Below are 17,988 nucleotides of genomic sequence, written 5' to 3'. Positions count from 1 at the left end.
AGATCACTGCCCTCTCCGCTCCACTGGATCGCGCCAAGGTGCGCCAGCGGGAGCAAGGCCGCAGCTCCGTCAGCTATCTGGAGGGGTGGCAGGTGATCGCGGAAGCCAACCGGATCTTTGGCTTTGACGGCTGGCAGCGTCAATTCGTCACCCTCCGCTGCGTCAACCAGAGCGAGCGCACCATCGCTGCCAGAGGCACGAGCCGAGACCAACGCCCCGGCTGGTGCGTCACCTACACCGCCCGCATGCGCATCACCGTCGGCGAGGGCACCGGTGCCCAGTTGATCCGCGAGGGCTGCGGGGCCGGCCACGGCATCGACACCGACCTGGGCCAGGCCCATGAATCCGCCCTCAAAGAGGCGGAAACCGATGCCATGAAGCGGGCGCTGATGACTTTTGGCAATCCCTTCGGTCTGGCGCTTTACGACAAGCAGCAGCGGGAGGTGACCGGGGCTGCTGGTGGGGGCGGTGCTCGTCCCGCCAACCAGCCAGCGGCCCGGCCCACGGCGTTGCGGGTGGTTCCCACGACGTTGGCTCCGGCTCAGCACCGAGCCCCATCCACGCAGGAGGCCCAGAGCGAGGCGACATCAAAAACTGAGCCACCCGAAGCTGCAACGGCTCAAGCTGCTCCAGCTATTGCAACAGCCAGGCCGCAACCGGATCCCGGCCTGACCCCTCTCGATCCAGCCACCATTCGTCAGCTGCACGCCACCATCCGGGCCCTGCCCGCTCCTGTGCTTGAGGGCTTCAGCAAGGCCTTTCGCAAGCGCTTTCAGGTGCCGGCAGAAGCCCACTCGATCGCCGATCGCATCTGCCAGCGCAGGCATCACGACTGGATTGAGACGTTCCTGGTGTCGCACCGATAGGTGCGCCTGCCAAGACAGCACCGATAGGTGCGTTCAACAAAGCAGCACCATCCCATGTGGCGATCAACCGTTCAAAAGTCGGCCAGGATGGGGCCATGAGCACGCAACCCGAACTTGGCTGGGCTGGCTGCACGGCGGTGGAGCGCGATCCCCAGCGCGTCAGTGCAGCCTGGGTGTTCCGCGGCACGCGAATCCCGGTGGCTGCTCTGTTCGAGAACCTGGAAGACGGCATCTCCCTGGCTGAATTTGTGGAGCTTTTCCCTGGAGTGACGCAGGAGCAAGCCCGCTCGGTGCTGGAGCATGCCGCCCGGAGTACGGCAGCTGCCGTGGCCTGAGTGCGGATCCTGTTTGACCAGGGAACGCCAGTTCCCCTTCGCCGGGCGCTGGACGGCCACGTCGTGGCCACGGCCTATGAGCTGGGCTGGTCCACCGTCACAAACGGGGAGCTAATCCGCCCTGCGGAGCAGGAGGGCTATGAGCTGTTGATCACCACCGACACCAACCTCCGCTACCAGCAGAATCTCCAAAGCCTCATCATCGCAATCCTGGTGCTGACCACCACCAGCCGGCCGCGAATTCGCCAGGTCACCGGTGAAACCCAGGCCGCGATCGCCGCCATCAAAGCAGGTGACTATCGGGAGATCCCCATTCCCTGAGCCACAGCGCTGCAACAACCAGCACAGCAGCGACAGGCCGATGATCAGCCATGGCCCTGAGTTCAAAGAGTAAGGCTGTCACGAACGCCTTCGAGGTCGCATGATGCTCCATCCACCCAAAAGCGACGGAAGTCGATCGGAGTGTGTCATCAGACGCGGTAGAAGCCGGGACTGATCGCAGACAAGCCCCCCTCAGGTGGAGCCTGAAATAGTCGGGAACCGTGGGATGCATCGGAGTCGGAGGCAAGCAGAGCTGCAACGCTCAAAGCCGCAATGCAAACAAGACGAGTGACGACCAAGGGAGAAGGCATCTGGATTCGATGCCTGTGCTGATGCCTCGGGTACATGCTCATGGCGTCAGCGAGTGGTACGCAACCTCCTCAACTACGCGGTGGATCCCCAATGCAGCCTGAACATCGGTGAGGGAATCCTGCCATTGCTTCTCAGGTTGCCAGGTGTCCGGATCAAAATCAGAGTTACGTCCCCTGCTATAGGCATTCAGGAGCCTCAATCGTATCTCAGCCCTATTCAATAGGATCCTCTTGCATCGTCGCTGGCGAATAATCATACGCAACAATCCCAGTAGCAGAAGACCATGGACGGGGCGAAGTTTCGCTCCCATCAGGAACGCCTGCACTTCAGCTTCTCCAATGGGATCCGTGCCATAGCCCGTTAGCACGTGCAGGCCATCATGGAGCTGCAGGCGGCGCGACCCGCTGCCGAATGGCTCGAGGCCGGTGTCATCGAGATGATGGACCCAGGCATGACCCAGGGTTCCTTGTGGCAAGGAACGCAAGACAGACATGTCCACAAGCGGCGGTCCGTCAGTCCCCAGGCGATGACCCGCCCAGTTCACCAGTTGCAGAAATCTCTCCACACGCTGCGCTTGTCTGGCGTCAAAAGAGGTTGTGGCATTCATGGCTGTTCCCAGGTGATGTTGGTTTTGTTCGCACTTCGCAGCAAAGGGAGAAAAACAGGCATTGGCTGCAAGTGGTCGCCTGTGCTCAAGTCCCGTTGGGGAGCATGGCTGGATCTAGCGGGGTTTCCGGGAACCCATCTCCCGACTCGATCGCAACTCCGCCATCTGCTCTTTTGAAAGAACAGTACTGAGTTCCCGTTCAAACTCTTTCAGAGCTGAACGTACCCTGACTTTCTGCCGGAGCGATAGACTATCGACCGCTGCCATCGCCGTGGGGATGTGGTTCGAAGTCTTGAAGGCGTTCTGAAATTGGACATATTGTTGGTCTGTCAGGATGCCAGCGAGACTTTGACGTAGATCCTCGCGTAGCTTTCTTAGCTGAGTCTGTTGTGCTGAGGTCAAGTCGAGTGTCTCGAGCTGTGGAGCGCTTTGGGCCCTAGCCGAGGGGATGACACATGGAGCCCCAGCAAGAGTGATTGTGGCTGCCAGCCCAAGGAATGCAAGTTGAAGCGAGCGTTTCATGGTGATGCCTGCCATCGAGCAGGGTACGGAAACAAATGAACCTTACGCAGCGGCGATGACCGTTCAAAGAGACGAAGGTCATGATCTGACCGTGACTTTGGTCATGTTCCTTGCATGCGTCTCTAGGTTTGGCTTAAGCAGCCCCGTCCGTATCCCATCCCATGGTGCCGATTCGTGCGATTCGTTTGGGTTCCCATCCCTTCCCCTTTCTGCTGGTGTCGGAGTGGGCCCTGTTGGCCATCGCGTTGTGGAGTGAGTTTTCCCCCACCCTGTTGCGCAGGAGCGCTGGGTTCCCAGCTGCCGCACAGGCGATTGTTCTGTTGTTCGGGGTGATGGGAATTTGGCTGCCACTTAGGCCGCAGGGAGTGAAGATAGCCCACTTCATCCTGCAGGTGATTTTGATTCTTCTCGCCGCCCGATGGAGCACGGTGGGCTTACGGCTGTTCCCATTGCTTCAAATCGTCCTTGTGTTACGAAGTTCCCTGATGTTTCACATGCTGGGGCGCGTGTTGGTCACCAGTGGGACATTTGTCGTCTTTTTGATCATGGTGCAATCTCAGCTCCAATCGCTGGGAAGGTCATTGCCACCCCGCGCCAATGAGGTCTTGCTGCCCCAACTCAGTGGTATTCGCCTCAATCTGGTGGTGATGTTCTCACTGGTGCTCGTGTTTCTTCTCATGTTGATGAATGCCCTGATCGCGGAACGGCAGCGGGGTGAGGAGCTAAAGATGGTCAATCAGAAGCTGAAGGAATCCGCCGCTCAGATCGAGATCCTGGCCATGGGCCGAGAGCGAAGCCGTATTGCCCGGGATATTCATGATTCCCTGGGCCATGCCCTGAGCGGATTAAATATCCAGCTGGAGGGGGCTCTGAAACTCTGGGAGGCCAATCCCGAACAGGCGAGGAACTTTGTCACTCAGGCCAAGATGATGGGATCAACTGCCCTGGGGGAGGCGCGTCAGGCTGTAGCCACATTGCGTCAAACTGATGATTTACGGAAGGATCTGAGCAGCGAGATCGACCTTCTCATCCGGCGATTTGTGGAGACGACCGGTATCCTTCCGCAGGTTGCTGTGGATTGTCCTCCCCTGCCTGAATCGGTGAACCTTACGGTGTACCGCATCGTTCAGGAGGGTCTCACGAACATCAGTAAATATGCGCGGGCTGATCATGTCAGGATCACCATCCAGGCCTCATCGGAGCCAGCACAGCTGGCGATCACCATCGAGGACAATGGCGTAGGCTTTCATCCCCATCACAACAGCACCGGCTTTGGCCTGCGGGGCATCCGGGAACGGGCGGAGGCGGAGGGGGGGCAGCTGCGCCTGATCACGGCTCCCGGAGAAGGCTCCACGCTGAGCGTCTGGTTTCCCCTAGACAGAGAGTTGACATGATTCACGTTCTGCTGGTAGACGATCAAGCCATCATGCGCCAGGGCCTCAAGGCGCTCCTCTCGCTCCAAGAGGATATAGAAATCGTTGGTGAGGCCATCCATGGCCGTGAAGCCGTGGCCACCGCGCAGCGTCTGATGACGACCCCCAACAGTGTCGATGTCGTGCTGATGGATATCCGCATGCCTGTGATGGACGGAGTTGCGGCAACCTGCGAGCTGATGCGGCAGTTCCCCAGCATGAAGGTGCTGGTGCTGACAACCTTCGAGGATGATGAACTGGTGCGGCAGGCTGTGCAGGCAGGTGCCGCTGGCTATCTGCTCAAAGACACACCATCGGAGGAGGTGGCTCAGGCAATTCGGACCGTACATCGGGGCTACTCACAATTCGGTCCAGGCATTCTGAAAAAGATGATGAAGCACCAGTTACCTCCAGCTATGGGGGATGTGCCAACTGGTATCCATGAACTGACCCCTCGTGAGCGCGAGGTGCTGGCTCTGATTGGCCAGGGCGCAAGCAACCGCGAGATCGCCCGAGCGCTGTTTCTTTCCGAGGGAACGGTCAAAAACCATGTGACGAGTCTTCTGAGCCGCCTGGGGTTGCGTGATCGCACGCAGGCTGCGCTGCTGGCCGCATCCTTGCCGCCATCTCCGCAACCGGAATGCTCCTGATGGAAATGAGGCCCAGTGAGCCCAGAATCGTTGAGAGTCCCACCACTGTGCCTCCGTTGGCGTGGGACTCCTGCAGCATCAATTCGGAGATCACGCTGAGCATGGCCCACTCGGGGGGCGGGGCAGCTCAGCTGGTTAACCACTGTGACGTGGACCCAAGTCATCGGTCCATGGTGAATGAGAGTCTTCAGCCGGCCAGACTGGGCCGGGTCACGTCACTGCCACTGGTTCCGGCACCACGCGGGAGTGAACTGCATACTGGTGCTCACCTGCCAGCTGCACCAAGGCCTGATCGCCCATGGCGAGCACCTCACCAGCCGCTGCCAGGGCTGGACCGACATCATGGTGCGCCAGCTGGGCTGGGGCCGGAAGCAAAATAAGCTACCATCGAACCTCAGCACTGTCACCGCCAATCGGCCGCCGCTTTCCCCCCAGGAGGGTTGGCTCAGCGATGGCCGCCAGGTGCTGCACTTCAACCCGGTTCGCTACAGCCGTTACTCCCAGGCCCTGGAGCTCACCACCGGCGAACTGATCCCCGGCCAGGCGCCGCTGCTTAAGTGCCGCAAGGAGATCACCCGCGAGGAAGCGATCAAGCTCTGGGCCGAGAAGCGGAAGGCGGGTTGGCAGGTCTGCCCGCCCCAGTGGACGCCGCCACCGGCTCTGCTACCCCGTTGATGCTCTCTGGCGCGCAGATCGCCCAGCGCAACAGGAGAGCGAGGAGGGGAAGTCTGCCGGCAGGGCACTGGCGATCACGTCACCCGGCCTGCCCCACCACCTGCACCGCGCAAGGGCTGAACGCGAGTCGCTACGCGACCCTTGCGCGGCGCTGGCGGCGCCGGGGCGTGACGGCGGTGTCGTTCGCCAGCACAGCCATGGCCGCCACCCTCCTGTCCCTCCCGCTCCAGCCCGTTCGCCCAGCTGCTGTGCGGCACTGCCCGATCCGCATCATCTCGGTGCACCTGCTGGATGCCGCAGGCCAGCTGCTGCGGGTGCTCTTCCTCGATCACCAAGCCGCCAGGCTTCTTCGAAGCCAGTGGGCACATCACTGCCCAGCCTCACTTTGAGCCCAGAGCAGAAGCCCTGATCCTTGCGGCCAATCAGCAGCGGGTGCTCGGCGCCCAGGCCCGGGTGCAGGTGCTCTGAAGCGCCGTCCCAAACCAGGGCAGCAGGCCCGGCAGTCAGTGCCGGGCCGTACATCCCAGCGGCAGCCCTGGCGGACCCTGCCAGTTATGCAGGAACTGCATGAAAGATCGACTCAGGCAGAGTCGATCCATGGCCCGACGTGTTCACGCCGCCAGAGCCTTGGCTGTCGCGCTGGCCCTGCTGCCGATGGCCATGGCCCAGGCGCCGGCCGGTGCCAGTCCTGAGGCCACCGTGATCTCCGTTGGCGATGGCGACACCATCCGGGTGCGGATGAATCGCTCCGCCTTGCCATTGGTGCGGGGTGTGTTCGGCCTGGTGCGGATCGGCTTGAGATCCAGGGCCTTGCAGGCTTTTCGCCACTCGCCGGATCGGTAGGCCGAACCGTTGGCCGAGAGGATCCGCTTGCCGGTGATGACCTGATCGGAGAACCAGCCCACTGCCCGGGCCAGAAAGCCCACGGTGGTGGCCTTCTTCTCGTCGGGGAGCACCTCGACGTAGGCCAGCCGGGTGGCGTCATCAATGGCCACGTGGACCTTCTCATAGCCGGCACCACGGGAGGAGCTCAGCCGCCGATCGCCGGTGATTCGGTGCCCCACCTGGCCGAACCGCGCCAGCTGTTTGGTGTCGACGTGGATCATCTCGCCGGGCCGCTGCCACTGGTAGCGGCGCACCGGTGGCCTGGGCTCCAGGTTCCGGAGACGGCCCAGGCCGAGCGCCTTGAGCACCCTGCCCACGGTGGAGAGGGGCGCCTGTAGCGAACGGGCGATGCGGCGCAGGGTGCAGCGCTGGTGCGGTAGGTCCACAGCGTGCTGCAGTCGCTGCGGATCGAGCGTCCGCCGTTGGCTGCGGCGAACGCTCCGTCGATCCGCCAGTGCCGCTGGACCTCCTTCACGGAACCGGCCCAGCCACTTGTAGGCGGTGCGCAGGCTGCACGGCGACGATTAGGTAGGCGGCCGCCTACGTAGTTGACACCGGGCAACCTGGGACACCGACTAAGCCGCCGGCGAAACCTACCGAAGCCAGTGGCTATCCCGTCGTTCTCGGGCAGAACACCCTGTTCAGGATCGAGGCCTCCACGCCCACCATGGATGCCTCACAACGTGCCCAGATCGCCAGCCAGGAGATCGAGCGCATCGCCAGAGATCAAAGACTGCCCCTTGACACCATCCAAGCCCGTCCGAATCGAGAGGTGATCATCATCTACCAGGAACTGGGTGATGAGCAAAGTCACTTGATTCTCGCCGTGACCAGTGGGCGATGCGGAGATCGCCCAGCTCCCGTTGAATCAGCTGGCTAATGACCGGCTGACGATCATCAAGGATGGGATCAAAGGCTGTCGCAACGAGCATCGTCAAAAGCGTCTGCTTTTCAGGGTTGCAGGGGTTCTTGTTGCAACGTTCATCTTCTTTATGTGGTTTGTTATCATGAATCGAATGGCGACAATATTCTGGAGGCGACTGCATCTGTGGTTTGGAACAAGGGCGCGGCCGATTGGCTTTAGGAATCTTGACATTATTACCGTCGAAACAGAGCTGTTCATCCTCAAAAGAGTATTGGCATTGTTGCGCTGGGTGGTGTTGCTCAGCCTCTTGTTTGGCTACTTCCTAATCATCGGCTTCTTCTTTCCACAATCTCGGCAGATTAATCGCTTCGTGATTGGTTTCGTTCTTCGCCACCTCAGCCTGGCTGGCACCGCATTCATCAATTACCTGCCCAGCCTTTTTACCATTATTGTGGTGGTTCTATTGGCTCGCTTTGTTCTCAAGATCCTGAAACTGATTTTTGATGCTATTGAGTCTGGGACCGTGTTGCTGCCAGGTTTCTATCGGGAATGGACCAGGCCGACACGCCATCTCTTGTCGTTATTGGTGTGGGCAGCCTCCCTTGCAATCATCTACAGTTATCTTCCAGGGACTGCATCTCCCGCCTTTCAGGGTCTTGGAATTCTGCTTGGTGCCCTGCTCACCGATGGCGGAGCGGGAACCGTCAGCAGCCTGATCTCTGGTTATGTGATCATTTTCTCAAGAGCGTTCAAGAAAGACGCTCTGATCGGTTTTGAGGGTTTCAAAGGATTTGTGCATGAGCCGTCGTTTCTGGCTACCCAGATACGCTCCCTGAATGGAGAGATCATGACCGTTCCCAGGGGCAGCCTTCAATCGAAAACCATTGTCAACTATTCGGCGATCATTCGCGATCTCCACTCTCCCCTGGCCTTGCAGACAGGCATCACCTTGGGCTATGACGTGCCATGGAGACAGGACCATCAGGTGTTGGTCTCAGCCGCCTTGGGTACCGATGACATTCTGTAAGATCGTTCCCCATTTGTCCTGCAGACCAGCCTCGAGGATTCCTTCGTAAGCTACACACTGAAAGTGTTTATCCACAACCCTGAGAACATCCCCCGAATCTATTCGGAGTTGCTGGAGAACGTGCAGGACCGTTGCGCCAGGGCGGGAATTGAAATCACATCACCCCACTACTCAGCAATTGGCAATGGAAACAAACTGACAATGCCTGATGGTTCCGTGGAGTTGGCCAGCATGCCAACCTTTAGCGATACTTTTTCCTGAAATCAGCGATGGCCTTTTCCATGGCAGGTGAGGAGGCTGCTGTGATGAAATCAAGCCTGAAATCCTGCCCTTCGCTCAGATATTCTGCATAGGATGACTGCAGAAATTCTTTGTAACGTGGATCCTGTTTCACATATACATTGAAGAATGGGGTCATCATCGACTTGACGTAGTCTTGAATCAGTTGCTCGTTGGGCAAAGCCAAGTGCGTCACTGACTCAATCGAGGTCTTGATGCCTGGATCGATATTGTCGAAGTTCACATGGGCCTGCCCTTCCACCATCATCCAGTATTTGTTTGGGTTCGTGAGCCAGGTGAAGCTGGCGGCCTGTTGACGTGCTGGTGGGGCAGCCGGATCATAACTGCCTGAAATGAACATGGTGGGAAGAGGGATGGCCGCGATCCCTTTGGGACCAAACAAACTGCGATTCACCGGATTGTATCCAAGGATGCTGGTGACTCGGTTGTCTTTGAAGCTGTAGGCTGTCCTGGGCAACTCCAGGGCCTGGCACTCGAGAAGCAGGGACACATCAATCGCCGCAAAGCTTCTGTTGCATTCAGTCTTTAGGTAGTCGAAGTCGATCTTCGCTCCGCCTACGGCCAGAGCTGTATAGCCACCGAAGGAATGACCGGCCACGCCGATGTTGTCCAACACCAGCCGTCCCTGGAAGGATTCATCATTGCGCCGCTCCAGCTCGTCCATCACATAGGAGAGGTCCTTCGGGCGATTGATGAATTCATTGACATCGAAGACATCCTTGTTCGTGCCGTTGATCAGTCCTTTCACCCAGGTACTGTCGCTGCCTGGGTGCTGGGGAGCGGCAACGACATAGCCATGGGAGGCCAGATGCCTGAGGCCCACGGCATAGTCTTTCGGCTGGGAAGAAAGGCCGTGGGAAAAAACGATTACGGGGACGTTGCTCTCTATCAGCTCCTTTGGTTTGTAGACCTCAACGTAGAATTTCCGCTGTCGGCTGGTATCGACAAGATTCCAGATATCTTTTTCGACCCCGTACTTTCCAGGTGCGCCTGGATTCTTCAACTTGGCAAAGTCCACGGGGCTGGCAGCCTGGGCCTCGATGTCCGTGAGGTCACGCATGAGGCTGATTAGCGTTTCGGTTCCTTTGATCAGCAATTCGGCTTCTCTGGTGACACTGGCAATCCGCTGGCCATTGAAGGAGATGTTCACCGGCAACTTCTTCATCACGTTGAGCAAGGAGAGACCGTCCTTATCGAAGGCGGCCGCCACCAACGCACCCCTGATGGCAAGTGCACCGTTGGCTCCATTTTTCATGGTGATGTTTTTGCCCAGCAGTTTGAGCACGTCCTCGCCAATGTTGCTGTTGAAAAAGCGTGAGACCAGTATCGGCTCAACATCAGCGCGAAAGACGAGTGCCTCCCGCATCTTTTTCTGCTTTTCTGGATCGTTGCCACGCACGAGCAGCCGCAAGTCCTCATTGACTTTGCCGGTAGCGGCAAAGGCTTCGAGCGACTGCACCTGGAGAGTGCGCTCGAACGGCCCATAGGTAAAGAACAGTGTGCCTGCCGCCAGTGCTGGGCTGCCCATCAGGATCGGGCTGATCACGCCGGCTGATAACCCCGCTGTGACAGCAATGGTGGACCAGCGGAGCGAGCGATGAAAGGGCATACTGTGCCAGACCATTCCCGAATATTGTACACTGCGTGTCCCGATACAATTTAGCGGCGGGGGGAAGTGATGAAGCTAAAACGAAGTCTTAGCAGCCATCGCCGGTGGATTGTCGATTGGTGTTGGCTTTGGTGTTCGAGAATTAATCTCAAACTTTGTAAGCGGGCTCTGGTTACTCTTTGAGGGGTCGGTCCGCCCTGGAGATATTCTATTCCTAGAAGGAGACCCCTGCAAAGTTCGTAGCCTTGGTCTAAGAGCCTCCGTGTTATGGCGCCAGCGTGATAATGCTGAACTGGTGGTTCCAAACCAGATCTTCTTCACCACGACAACCACCACGTTCACAGGTTCAGACCAGTTGCGCCGTGGAGAGGTTATTGTATCTGCAGCCTACCGTCATGATCCTGCAACAGTAATGGAGTTGCTGCTTACCACTGTCCACTCAGTGCAGAGCGTGTTGCAGGAGCCTTCTCCGTCTGTCTTCATAGCATGCTATTCGAGTTCCTCGATTGATTACAGCGTCCGATACTATGTATCTAACCCAATGGATAATCTGTCAGTAAGCACTGCTGTTTCTGCTGCTGTATGGAAATGTTTCGCAGCCAACGATATTGAGATTCCTTTTCCCCAGAGAGTCATTCATCAGGCGATGGGGATGCAACCCAGCTTCGGAGAGCATAGAGAATAATTTAATGATGCAAGGATGTCTAGATCAGATCTTGAACGATATGTCGCTGATGCTGCTCGAGGCCATTCTGATCCTTGCATTTAAGGTGCCATCGGGATATCGGAATGTATCGACATGGTATGCAGGCTTCTGTTCAAGTCGCTCGCGGCAGCCGCTGCTGCGGCCACTATATGTTGTGTCTCAACACGTGTTCAGCAGAGCAGCTCTCTGAGTCGCTGCTGAGGTGGGCGCCAGCCGAGGGCCGAATGCTTCCTGAGGCGATTTTAGATCGGCAGGTACCGAGCTAGCCAGCGTTTTTAGGTTAAATATAATTACTATTGCGCGCTCCAGCCACGCGACTCGTGGCGCGCAGGCATCAATAGATGTCATGCTATGCAGATAAAGACACCAAAATCAATGCTTAAGCAAAGCCTCGCCTTCTTTTTCGCGGCTCTTAGCGTTGGCATCCCGATCCATACCACTGCGCAGGAATTCCCGAAGATCACGCCCCAGCTCATGGATGAGCTGAATTCAAGCCTTGATACCACGTGGCCCAACGATCCTGCCGTTCCGGACTTGCCACCCATGCCGGTGACGAATGATCCGAAGATGAATCAAGATGCGTTCTTGTGGACTCATTTCAACGACTATATCTACACGCCCAGGAAAGTCGGCGTACCCACGCCTCGGACGCGACCCGTCACAGAAAGCGACCCGCTGGAAGTCGACGTCTTCTGGTCGATGCGCAGTCCCTACAGCTACCTTGTGCTGTCACGGCTCGTCTATTTAAACTCCAACTACAACGTCAATGTCAATATTCGGCCCGTCCTACCCGTGGCCGTACGATCCACCAAAGGTGGCAAGGGTAAGGCCGGCGGCCTGTTTGGTCTTGCTTACAAAGTCCCGGATGGGGCTTGGGATGCTCCACGACAAGGTCAGTTCCTGGGGGTACCGTTCAAGTACCCGGTGCCCGACCCCATCTGGCAGGTATGGAATCCAGGCAACAAGGTTCCGGGCCCAGACAATTGGTTGTTCACCCATCCACCGGAGAAGCAGCCCTACATCTTTTGGGTGACGCGTCTTGCCTGCTACGCCGAAAAAAAAGGACTGGCGCTTGAATTTATCAACCAGGTCTCCCCCCTGATCTGGAGCGGCATCGTTCACCCGACCAACCCGGAAGCCAAAGCCGATCACCGGAAGGGGCACTGGCCGAACTACGTGGCGGAGACCATGAATCGGGTCGAGGGCCTCGATCACGACGAAGCGATTGCGTACATCCGCAAGAATCCCGAGGAAATCGACCAGTGCTGGATCGACAATGCCGAAGGTATGGCAAAAACAGGCCATGGTGGTGTGCCCCTCATGGTCATCAATGGCGAGCCCTTCTTTGGCGGCGACCGTTTTGATCAGTTCTTCTGGAGGCTGCGGCAGAACGGCCTGACCAAGCGCACAACGCCACGGCCACCATTGGTGGAGAAGCCCAAGCATTGGCCCAGTGATCTGTGAGCCTTTCTGAAACAACCACCCTTCCCTGAGGTGCTCGAATGAAAAGGAGCGGCTTGGATGATTCGCATGCCTCCATTCCCGCTCTCATTGCCCTGGGAGTGGGGTCGATGGTGGGCGCCGGCATCTTCGCCCTGATGGGCGAGGCGGCGGCCCTGGCAGGCAGCGGCGTGTGGATCTCCTTTGCGGGCGCCGGGATCATCGCCCTGCTCACCGGCCATTCCTTCGTGCAGCTCGGCATCCGCTATCCGTCCCGCGGCGGCGTGGTGGACTATCTGGCCCACGCCTATGGCGCCAGTCGTTTCTCCGGCACCTTCTCGATCCTCTTCTACATCGCCCAGCTGATCGGCATGGCGATGATCGCCCTGGCCTTCGGGACTTTCCTGGCGGCGCTGCTCGGTATCGACACCCAGCTCTCCGTCTGGGAGCGGCTCCTGGGGAGTGGCCTGATCCTGGCCCTCTCGCTGCTGTCATTGATCGGCACCAATCTGGTGGCCCAGATCCAACGCAAGGTGGTGCTCGCCAACCTGCTCCTGCTCAGCGGGTTCACATTTGCCCTGGTTCGCTATGGCGACCCCGCCCGCCTGTCGCCTGGCACCTGGCCCGGTGGCGGTGAAGTGCTGGGCAGTCTGGCTCTCACCTTCTTCGCCTTCACCGGTTTTGCCACGATCAGCAACGCCACCGAACGCATGAGAAACCCGGCCCGTGATCTGCCGCGGGCGATGGTGGGGGCGATCGGCATTGTGATGGTGCTCTACATCGCCCTGGCCCTGGCGATCACCGGTGTGGTGACTGAAGGTCAGCTGGTGTCGAGTGGGGCGAACCTGTTGCCGATCGCGGCGCGCTCGATCTTCGGCGAGGTGGGCTTCAAGCTGCTGCTGATCAGTGCGGTGCTCTCCACCATCACCTGCCTCAACGGCGGCCTGTTCGGCGTGACCAACATCACCTTCACCCTCGCCACCCGCCGGCAGCTGCCACAACGCTTCGAACGGCAGATCGGCGCCAGCACCCGTGGGCTGACGATTTCGGCTGCGGTGGCGATCCTGCTGCTGAATGTCTTCTCCCTCAGCACGATCGCCTCCCTGGGCGGTGCCACGTCGCTGTTTGTGTACACCCTGGTCAACCTCGGAGCTCTGCGCCTGGTTGAGAAAGGTGGCATGACAAGGGTGTGGATCGTCCTTAGCGTGGCCGCATGCCTGCTGGCGATCGCGGTGTGGATGGTGTACACGCTGAATCATGCACCTCACACACTGGGAGTCTTCATCGTTTTTCTGGTGATAGCATTTATCATTGAAAGCATGATTCAGCGGGTGCCTCAATGATGAAGATCGATGGGCAATGCCATTGTGGCTACCTCAAGTACGAAGCGGACGTCGATCCTGATCGCGTTGGCATCTGTCACTGCCTGGATTGTCAGTCGTTTTCAGGCTCCGCCTTTCGTGGTTTTGTCCCCGCGGTGGATGGCCGATTCCATCTGATCGAAGGAGAGCCGAGCCGTTACATCAAAACATCGGCCAGTGGCCAACAGAATGCCATGCTGTTCTGCCCGAACTGTGGCACCCACATCTGCTCCACAGGCGCCGAGCCAGGCTCCAAGTTCTTCGGCGTTCGTTGGGGCACCGTCACCCAACGCGGCAGCTTGCCTCCCAGAGTTCAGACCTTCTGCCGTACGGCCCATGCCTGGACATGGTCCCTCGATTCCCTCCCCAAACTTGAGACTCAGTAACCGCTTGCCAAGGGATGAACCCAGGCACATAGAGTCCCAGATCTTATGCTTTCGCGATCGAATCATGAGAAACTCTGATCATGGCATCTCAGGTAGCGCAAGCTTCTTCATATTTTCAACAATGAGATAATCCTGAAACATCCTTTGGTTTGGCTGCTTGCAAGATTGTTCTAGTTCAAGCCTCTAGCCGTCAATCTATCTAGCATATAATTGCCTGTTTCGGGTCATTGCTGCTCGCAAGACACATTGATTTAGCCACTCAACATGTTATTGAAGAGCGATCACGAACGACTCAGAGAATGGCAAGGGCAATGAGTATCTTCAGCTTGTGAGCTGCGCTGTCTAGGCCTCATGGCGATGCGGATAGTAGCCCTGCAGTCCTTAGATGTCGCGCACTTCTCCATGCCTGTGTGACTAGAGTCGTCGTAAATCGCTCCCTGCCCGCTATGGATATGATTGGTCGGAATGTTCAGCACATGCAAGTCGTCTTTTGTGCTCACCACCGAAAGGATCATGTCAGCAGCAGCATCAACACCTAGGTGGCACCGCACCCTAAAAATTACCACTAGTTGCCCTGGGCAGTCGAGTGAATTTCAGGAACCATCTGATCCTTTCTGTTTTTCGTCGAGCTAGGAGCGTTGATGACTGTCATAACCAGAGTCGTGCCTTTCTTGAGCATCAATCCCATCACGCGTAGGCGGTGGTTCTTGGTCTCAATATTCTGCTTCGCAATCTGGTTTTGTTCCATCAGGTGATTGTACAAACCTGTCGTACTCACCGGAGTGCTTCTGTGGTTGTTCTCATCTTTACAGTAAGTGAATTCATTGCCGAAGCCCTGTTTCTAAGTCTTCGCAAACGCCTTTCTCTGTAAGCGCATGACACACTTGGGGCCATGTGCGTAATGATCAGAAGGCTAGCTGCAGCCTTGAGCCGATGACCAATGAGCCATCATTGGAGGAGAGAAATGGGTTGAAGATGTACTGAGCATCAAATGTGAGCCGCATCGCCGGTGTGATGGCGAAGTTGTAGTAGAACTCCACGCCCTGCTCATTCTCGAAGTCCCTCGGCTCTGAGCCCGTGAGCAGACTCTTGATCCGGCTCACGTTCTGAAGACTCTCCACCGTTCCCCGCGAGAAATCCAGGTAGTACCAGCCGAAACCGAATTCGTCGTAGGGCCGGCCGGAGATCATTCCCTTGCCTCCCATCCCCAGGCTGGCGAAGCGTCGGATCAGGTTGGAGCTGTCCGGTCCGGCACCGAAGCGTGCGAACACGCCCACTCCGCGGGGTGTGTAGAAGGTGAGGTCGGGATCGAGCCGGTTCTCAGGCACTCGGTAGAAGTACTGATCGAACGTCAACCAGAACATGGAGCCTCCATCGGAGCTGTTGAGGGCATCGCCGAAGCGAATTTCCCCATCCGCAGCGAACGAGGTAGGATCGGCAAAATCGAAACTTTCTTTCGACGACCACAGCCCGCCCACGATCAGGCTGCCGGGGAGGTCCGTCTGTCCCCAGCGATAGGTGAACTGCTGAGCAATGGTCACGTCCTTGAAGAAGTCGTCGGCGAAGTTCTCCGCCGAGCCATTCGGATCGACCGCCACGGTGACGCTCTGCAGGGACGGCGTTGCCTGCCACACAAGCCCGCCGTACCAGGTTGACTGCCAGGGAATGAATGCCCCGAGCATCATGTTGTTGTTGAGCGCGGTGTTGTTGAACTGATATTTGCGATTCGAGGCAAAGATATTCAGGTCTGCAAAATTGATGCCGGTTGCCTTGCCCAGGATTGCCACCAGCTTGGGTGATCCAAGCTCCTGAAACAGGTAGTACTCTGTCGGAAGAACATAGTCGCCCTCCTGCTGCACCGGAAATGTGGCCGAGTAATTCACCGGGCTGAAGGAGCCCGCTCGCACATTCGCCGAATCACCGAACTTGGAATCCACCCCGGCATGGATGAAGCCGCCCGGCCACAGGCCCATGGCCTCCGTGGAGATGGTCATGTTGAATGCCGCGGTTTCCAGCCAGTCGCCGCCGGGGTTGGTGCTGTTGCTGACGCTCTGATAAAAGGTCGTGGCGGTGAGATCAATGAAAATTCCGTTCTCAGCCAGGCTCTTTCGCAACCCCCCCCAGTCGCCCAGCAGCTGGGTGTTGCCCCAGAAGCCGGCATCATCCACGCTGCTGGGTGCGCCGTAGGGAAACTCACTGGAGTGGAAGGTGCCGATCAGCGCCCCCAGGGCAAACAGCTGCTCCTCCTCGGCTTCGGCCTCTGCCTCGCGGGATTTCGACTCCGTGATAAGCAGGGGTTGCGAGCCCGCGAACCCTGCCAGTGGATCGAGAGGGCCGCGTGGAAGGCCCGCCGGGGCGTCGCCAGGAAAGGCCCGTTCATTCCAACTCCCCTCGATTGCCTGGCCCACCCGGCCATCGTTCGGCCCGTTCCTGAGGGGCTGCACAGGCCCACGGGGGTGTGTGATCGTCTCCAGGCAGAACCCCTTGGCTGTGGTTACGGTGCAGGCGTGGCTGCCAGAGGCCTCAACCACCTCAGGGGCGGCTATCGCCAGGGTGGGGACGTCCTGCTCTTCAGCCCATACCGGATTCGCTTCAGCCAGAGCCATAGCCAGGAGCAGGACAGGAGCAGCCTTCACGGAATTTTTTCTTTAGATCGAAACACTGCCATGTCTCCTGTCAAGCCGACACGCCGTCCAGCCACTTTCCGAGTTGCCCCACTCTCGGCTCATCGCAATCACCCCACCGCACGCCACAGAGTCTTGCTTTGACTTGGATGACCCGAGCCTCTCCACGCTGCATCATGCTAGTATCGTAAATTGGTCTGTTTCCATGAAACCTGTATAGGCCGCATCTGCGAGTCCGGGATCGTCTTGAGGTAGCTGATCAGGTCAAGATCGGTTGCGGCAGAGGCGCTTTCGGACACAAGCGGGAGGCGATTCCACCGGCCTCGCCCGATGCTGACAGGAGCGGCAAGACCGCCTGCGACACACTTTGAATCAGCCCTGGGGCTGGACCCGGTTTCTGTCATGGGTGCGGCGATGCTGAGAGCTCCGACGAGAATTCGGTGACGGTTCGAGAAGGACACAAGATGCCTGCCTCGAAACCTCCTGGCGGGCGGCGCCGCTACAGGCCGGATGAGCCGGAGACCTTGACCGTGCGCATGGTGCGTCCTCTCGTGGCGCCGGGTCAGGAGCGGGCGCTGCTGCACCTCGGGGAACCGCCACGCTCAGTGGAGATCAGCCTCCATTGGCTCGAGCGTTTCGGCGGCACCTTTGGCCCCCGCAGCTCCATGGAGGCGGCGAGGCGGCGATTTCAAGCCAGCACCGAGAGGTTTCTCAGGGAGGACGATCCAGCACAAGCGGAGCGCCATGCAGACCGGGGGCAGGTGCCGGCGTGGATCGCCTACATGAGCTGCCCCATCTGTGACAAGCGCTGCACCGTCCTCCGATCCCCTCAAGGGGAGAATGGGGTTCCCCCTGTTTTGAGGACAAGTCGATAGGGGTCATGCCATGACCATCAGACTGTCCATCGATGACCAACCCCACCAGAACACGGCGCCGGTTCACGGCGCAGCAGAAGGCGGAGGCCGTGGAGCTCTGTCTGCAGGAGGGCCTCTCCTGCAACACCGTGGCCGAGCGGTTGGGGCTTCCCTCCAGCAGCCTGGCCCGCTGGGTCCGCCAGGCCCGTATCGACCGCGGCCAGGGCGGAG

18 protein-coding genes are annotated in these 17,988 nt (G+C 58.5%); 14 read left to right on the top strand and 4 right to left on the bottom strand.

The features are described from left to right. Positions 1 to 2 precede the first annotated feature (2 nt). The 3 genes from FPZ61_RS14500 to FPZ61_RS14490 all read left to right on the top strand — a co-directional run bounded on the left by FPZ61_RS14500 (position 3) and on the right by FPZ61_RS14490 (position 1,522). Entirely contained in the window at positions 3 to 866 is an 864-nt protein-coding gene (locus FPZ61_RS14500) for an RAD52 family DNA repair protein (protein WP_185467310.1), read from the top strand. 95 nt (positions 867 to 961) lie between these two features. Continuing rightward, positions 962 to 1,201, top strand: a complete 240-nt coding sequence (locus tag FPZ61_RS14495) for a DUF433 domain-containing protein (RefSeq protein WP_185467309.1) — start codon at positions 962 to 964, stop codon at positions 1,199 to 1,201. Beyond that, on the top strand, positions 1,202 to 1,522 hold the full coding sequence (locus tag FPZ61_RS14490; RefSeq protein WP_185467308.1) for a hypothetical protein: 321 nt from the start codon (positions 1,202 to 1,204) through the stop codon (positions 1,520 to 1,522). Positions 1,523 to 1,871: 349 nt separating this feature from the next. Here FPZ61_RS14490 and FPZ61_RS14485 read toward each other — a convergent pair whose 3' ends face one another. Next, complete coding sequence (locus tag FPZ61_RS14485; protein ID WP_185467307.1) at positions 1,872 to 2,441, bottom strand: hypothetical protein; 570 nt, start codon at positions 2,439 to 2,441, stop codon at positions 1,872 to 1,874. A 683-nt stretch (positions 2,442 to 3,124) separates the two neighbouring features. Here FPZ61_RS14485 and FPZ61_RS14480 point away from each other — a divergent pair. The 4 genes from FPZ61_RS14480 (at position 3,125) to FPZ61_RS14465 (ending at position 6,168) form a co-directional block, all read left to right on the top strand. After that, positions 3,125 to 4,357, top strand: a complete 1,233-nt coding sequence (locus tag FPZ61_RS14480) for a sensor histidine kinase (RefSeq protein WP_185467306.1) — start codon at positions 3,125 to 3,127, stop codon at positions 4,355 to 4,357. Beyond that, positions 4,354 to 5,025: a response regulator transcription factor gene (locus FPZ61_RS14475; RefSeq protein ID WP_185467305.1), complete on the top strand. Its 672-nt coding sequence runs from the start codon at positions 4,354 to 4,356 to the stop codon at positions 5,023 to 5,025. The genes FPZ61_RS14480 and FPZ61_RS14475 overlap by 4 nt, the downstream gene beginning before the upstream one ends. A 261-nt stretch (positions 5,026 to 5,286) precedes the next feature. Further along, a complete protein-coding gene (locus FPZ61_RS14470) occupies positions 5,287 to 5,700 on the top strand; it encodes a DUF1651 domain-containing protein (protein WP_370594296.1) in 414 nt (137 codons plus the stop codon). Positions 5,701 to 5,991: 291 nt separating this feature from the next. Continuing rightward, complete coding sequence (locus tag FPZ61_RS14465; protein ID WP_185467304.1) at positions 5,992 to 6,168, top strand: hypothetical protein; 177 nt, start codon at positions 5,992 to 5,994, stop codon at positions 6,166 to 6,168. Positions 6,169 to 6,311: 143 nt separating this feature from the next. On the opposite strand, the gene FPZ61_RS14460 is transcribed toward FPZ61_RS14465, so the two are convergent. Beyond that, a complete protein-coding gene (locus FPZ61_RS14460) occupies positions 6,312 to 7,094 on the bottom strand; it encodes a DDE-type integrase/transposase/recombinase (protein ID WP_255441670.1) in 783 nt (260 codons plus the stop codon). 324 nt (positions 7,095 to 7,418) lie between these two features. Between FPZ61_RS14460 and FPZ61_RS14455 the strand changes: the two genes are divergently transcribed. Together FPZ61_RS14455 and FPZ61_RS15980 are read left to right on the top strand one after the other, a co-directional pair. Then, positions 7,419 to 8,477: a mechanosensitive ion channel domain-containing protein gene (locus FPZ61_RS14455; RefSeq protein WP_185467303.1), complete on the top strand. Its 1,059-nt coding sequence runs from the start codon at positions 7,419 to 7,421 to the stop codon at positions 8,475 to 8,477. Between the two features lie 18 nt (positions 8,478 to 8,495). Then, positions 8,496 to 8,738, top strand: a complete 243-nt coding sequence (locus FPZ61_RS15980) for a hypothetical protein (protein ID WP_370593480.1) — start codon at positions 8,496 to 8,498, stop codon at positions 8,736 to 8,738. On the opposite strand, the gene FPZ61_RS14450 is transcribed toward FPZ61_RS15980, so the two are convergent. After that, positions 8,719 to 10,386, bottom strand: coding sequence for an alpha/beta hydrolase (locus FPZ61_RS14450; RefSeq protein WP_185474883.1), 1,668 nt, complete (start codon positions 10,384 to 10,386; stop codon positions 8,719 to 8,721). The genes FPZ61_RS15980 and FPZ61_RS14450 overlap by 20 nt on opposite strands. 109 nt (positions 10,387 to 10,495) lie before the next feature. On the opposite strand from FPZ61_RS14450, the gene FPZ61_RS14445 reads away from it, so the two are divergent. From FPZ61_RS14445 to FPZ61_RS14430, 4 genes are all read left to right on the top strand, one after another. Next, positions 10,496 to 11,071: a mechanosensitive ion channel domain-containing protein gene (locus tag FPZ61_RS14445; protein ID WP_221630203.1), complete on the top strand. Its 576-nt coding sequence runs from the start codon at positions 10,496 to 10,498 to the stop codon at positions 11,069 to 11,071. 396 nt (positions 11,072 to 11,467) lie between these two features. Next, positions 11,468 to 12,556: a hypothetical protein gene (locus FPZ61_RS14440; protein WP_185474882.1), complete on the top strand. Its 1,089-nt coding sequence runs from the start codon at positions 11,468 to 11,470 to the stop codon at positions 12,554 to 12,556. A gap of 53 nt (positions 12,557 to 12,609) precedes the next feature. Further along, complete coding sequence (locus FPZ61_RS14435; RefSeq protein ID WP_185474881.1) at positions 12,610 to 13,875, top strand: APC family permease; 1,266 nt, start codon at positions 12,610 to 12,612, stop codon at positions 13,873 to 13,875. Continuing rightward, entirely contained in the window at positions 13,875 to 14,279 is a 405-nt protein-coding gene (locus FPZ61_RS14430) for a GFA family protein (RefSeq protein WP_185467311.1), read from the top strand. The genes FPZ61_RS14435 and FPZ61_RS14430 overlap by 1 nt, the downstream gene beginning before the upstream one ends. Before the next feature lie 905 nt (positions 14,280 to 15,184). On the opposite strand, the gene FPZ61_RS14425 is transcribed toward FPZ61_RS14430, so the two are convergent. Continuing rightward, entirely contained in the window at positions 15,185 to 16,885 is a 1,701-nt protein-coding gene (locus FPZ61_RS14425; protein WP_185467299.1) for a carbohydrate porin, read from the bottom strand. A 925-nt stretch (positions 16,886 to 17,810) separates the two neighbouring features. On the opposite strand from FPZ61_RS14425, the gene FPZ61_RS14420 reads away from it, so the two are divergent. Next, on the top strand, positions 17,811 to 17,988 hold a 178-nt coding region (locus FPZ61_RS14420; RefSeq protein ID WP_185474880.1), incomplete at its 3' end, for a transposase.

Origin of the sequence: Synechococcus sp. BSA11S (assembly GCF_014224355.1) — a bacterium.
Lineage (GTDB): Bacteria > Cyanobacteriota > Cyanobacteriia > PCC-6307 > Cyanobiaceae > Regnicoccus_A.
This window is presented reverse-complemented; position numbering and strand designations above follow the sequence as displayed.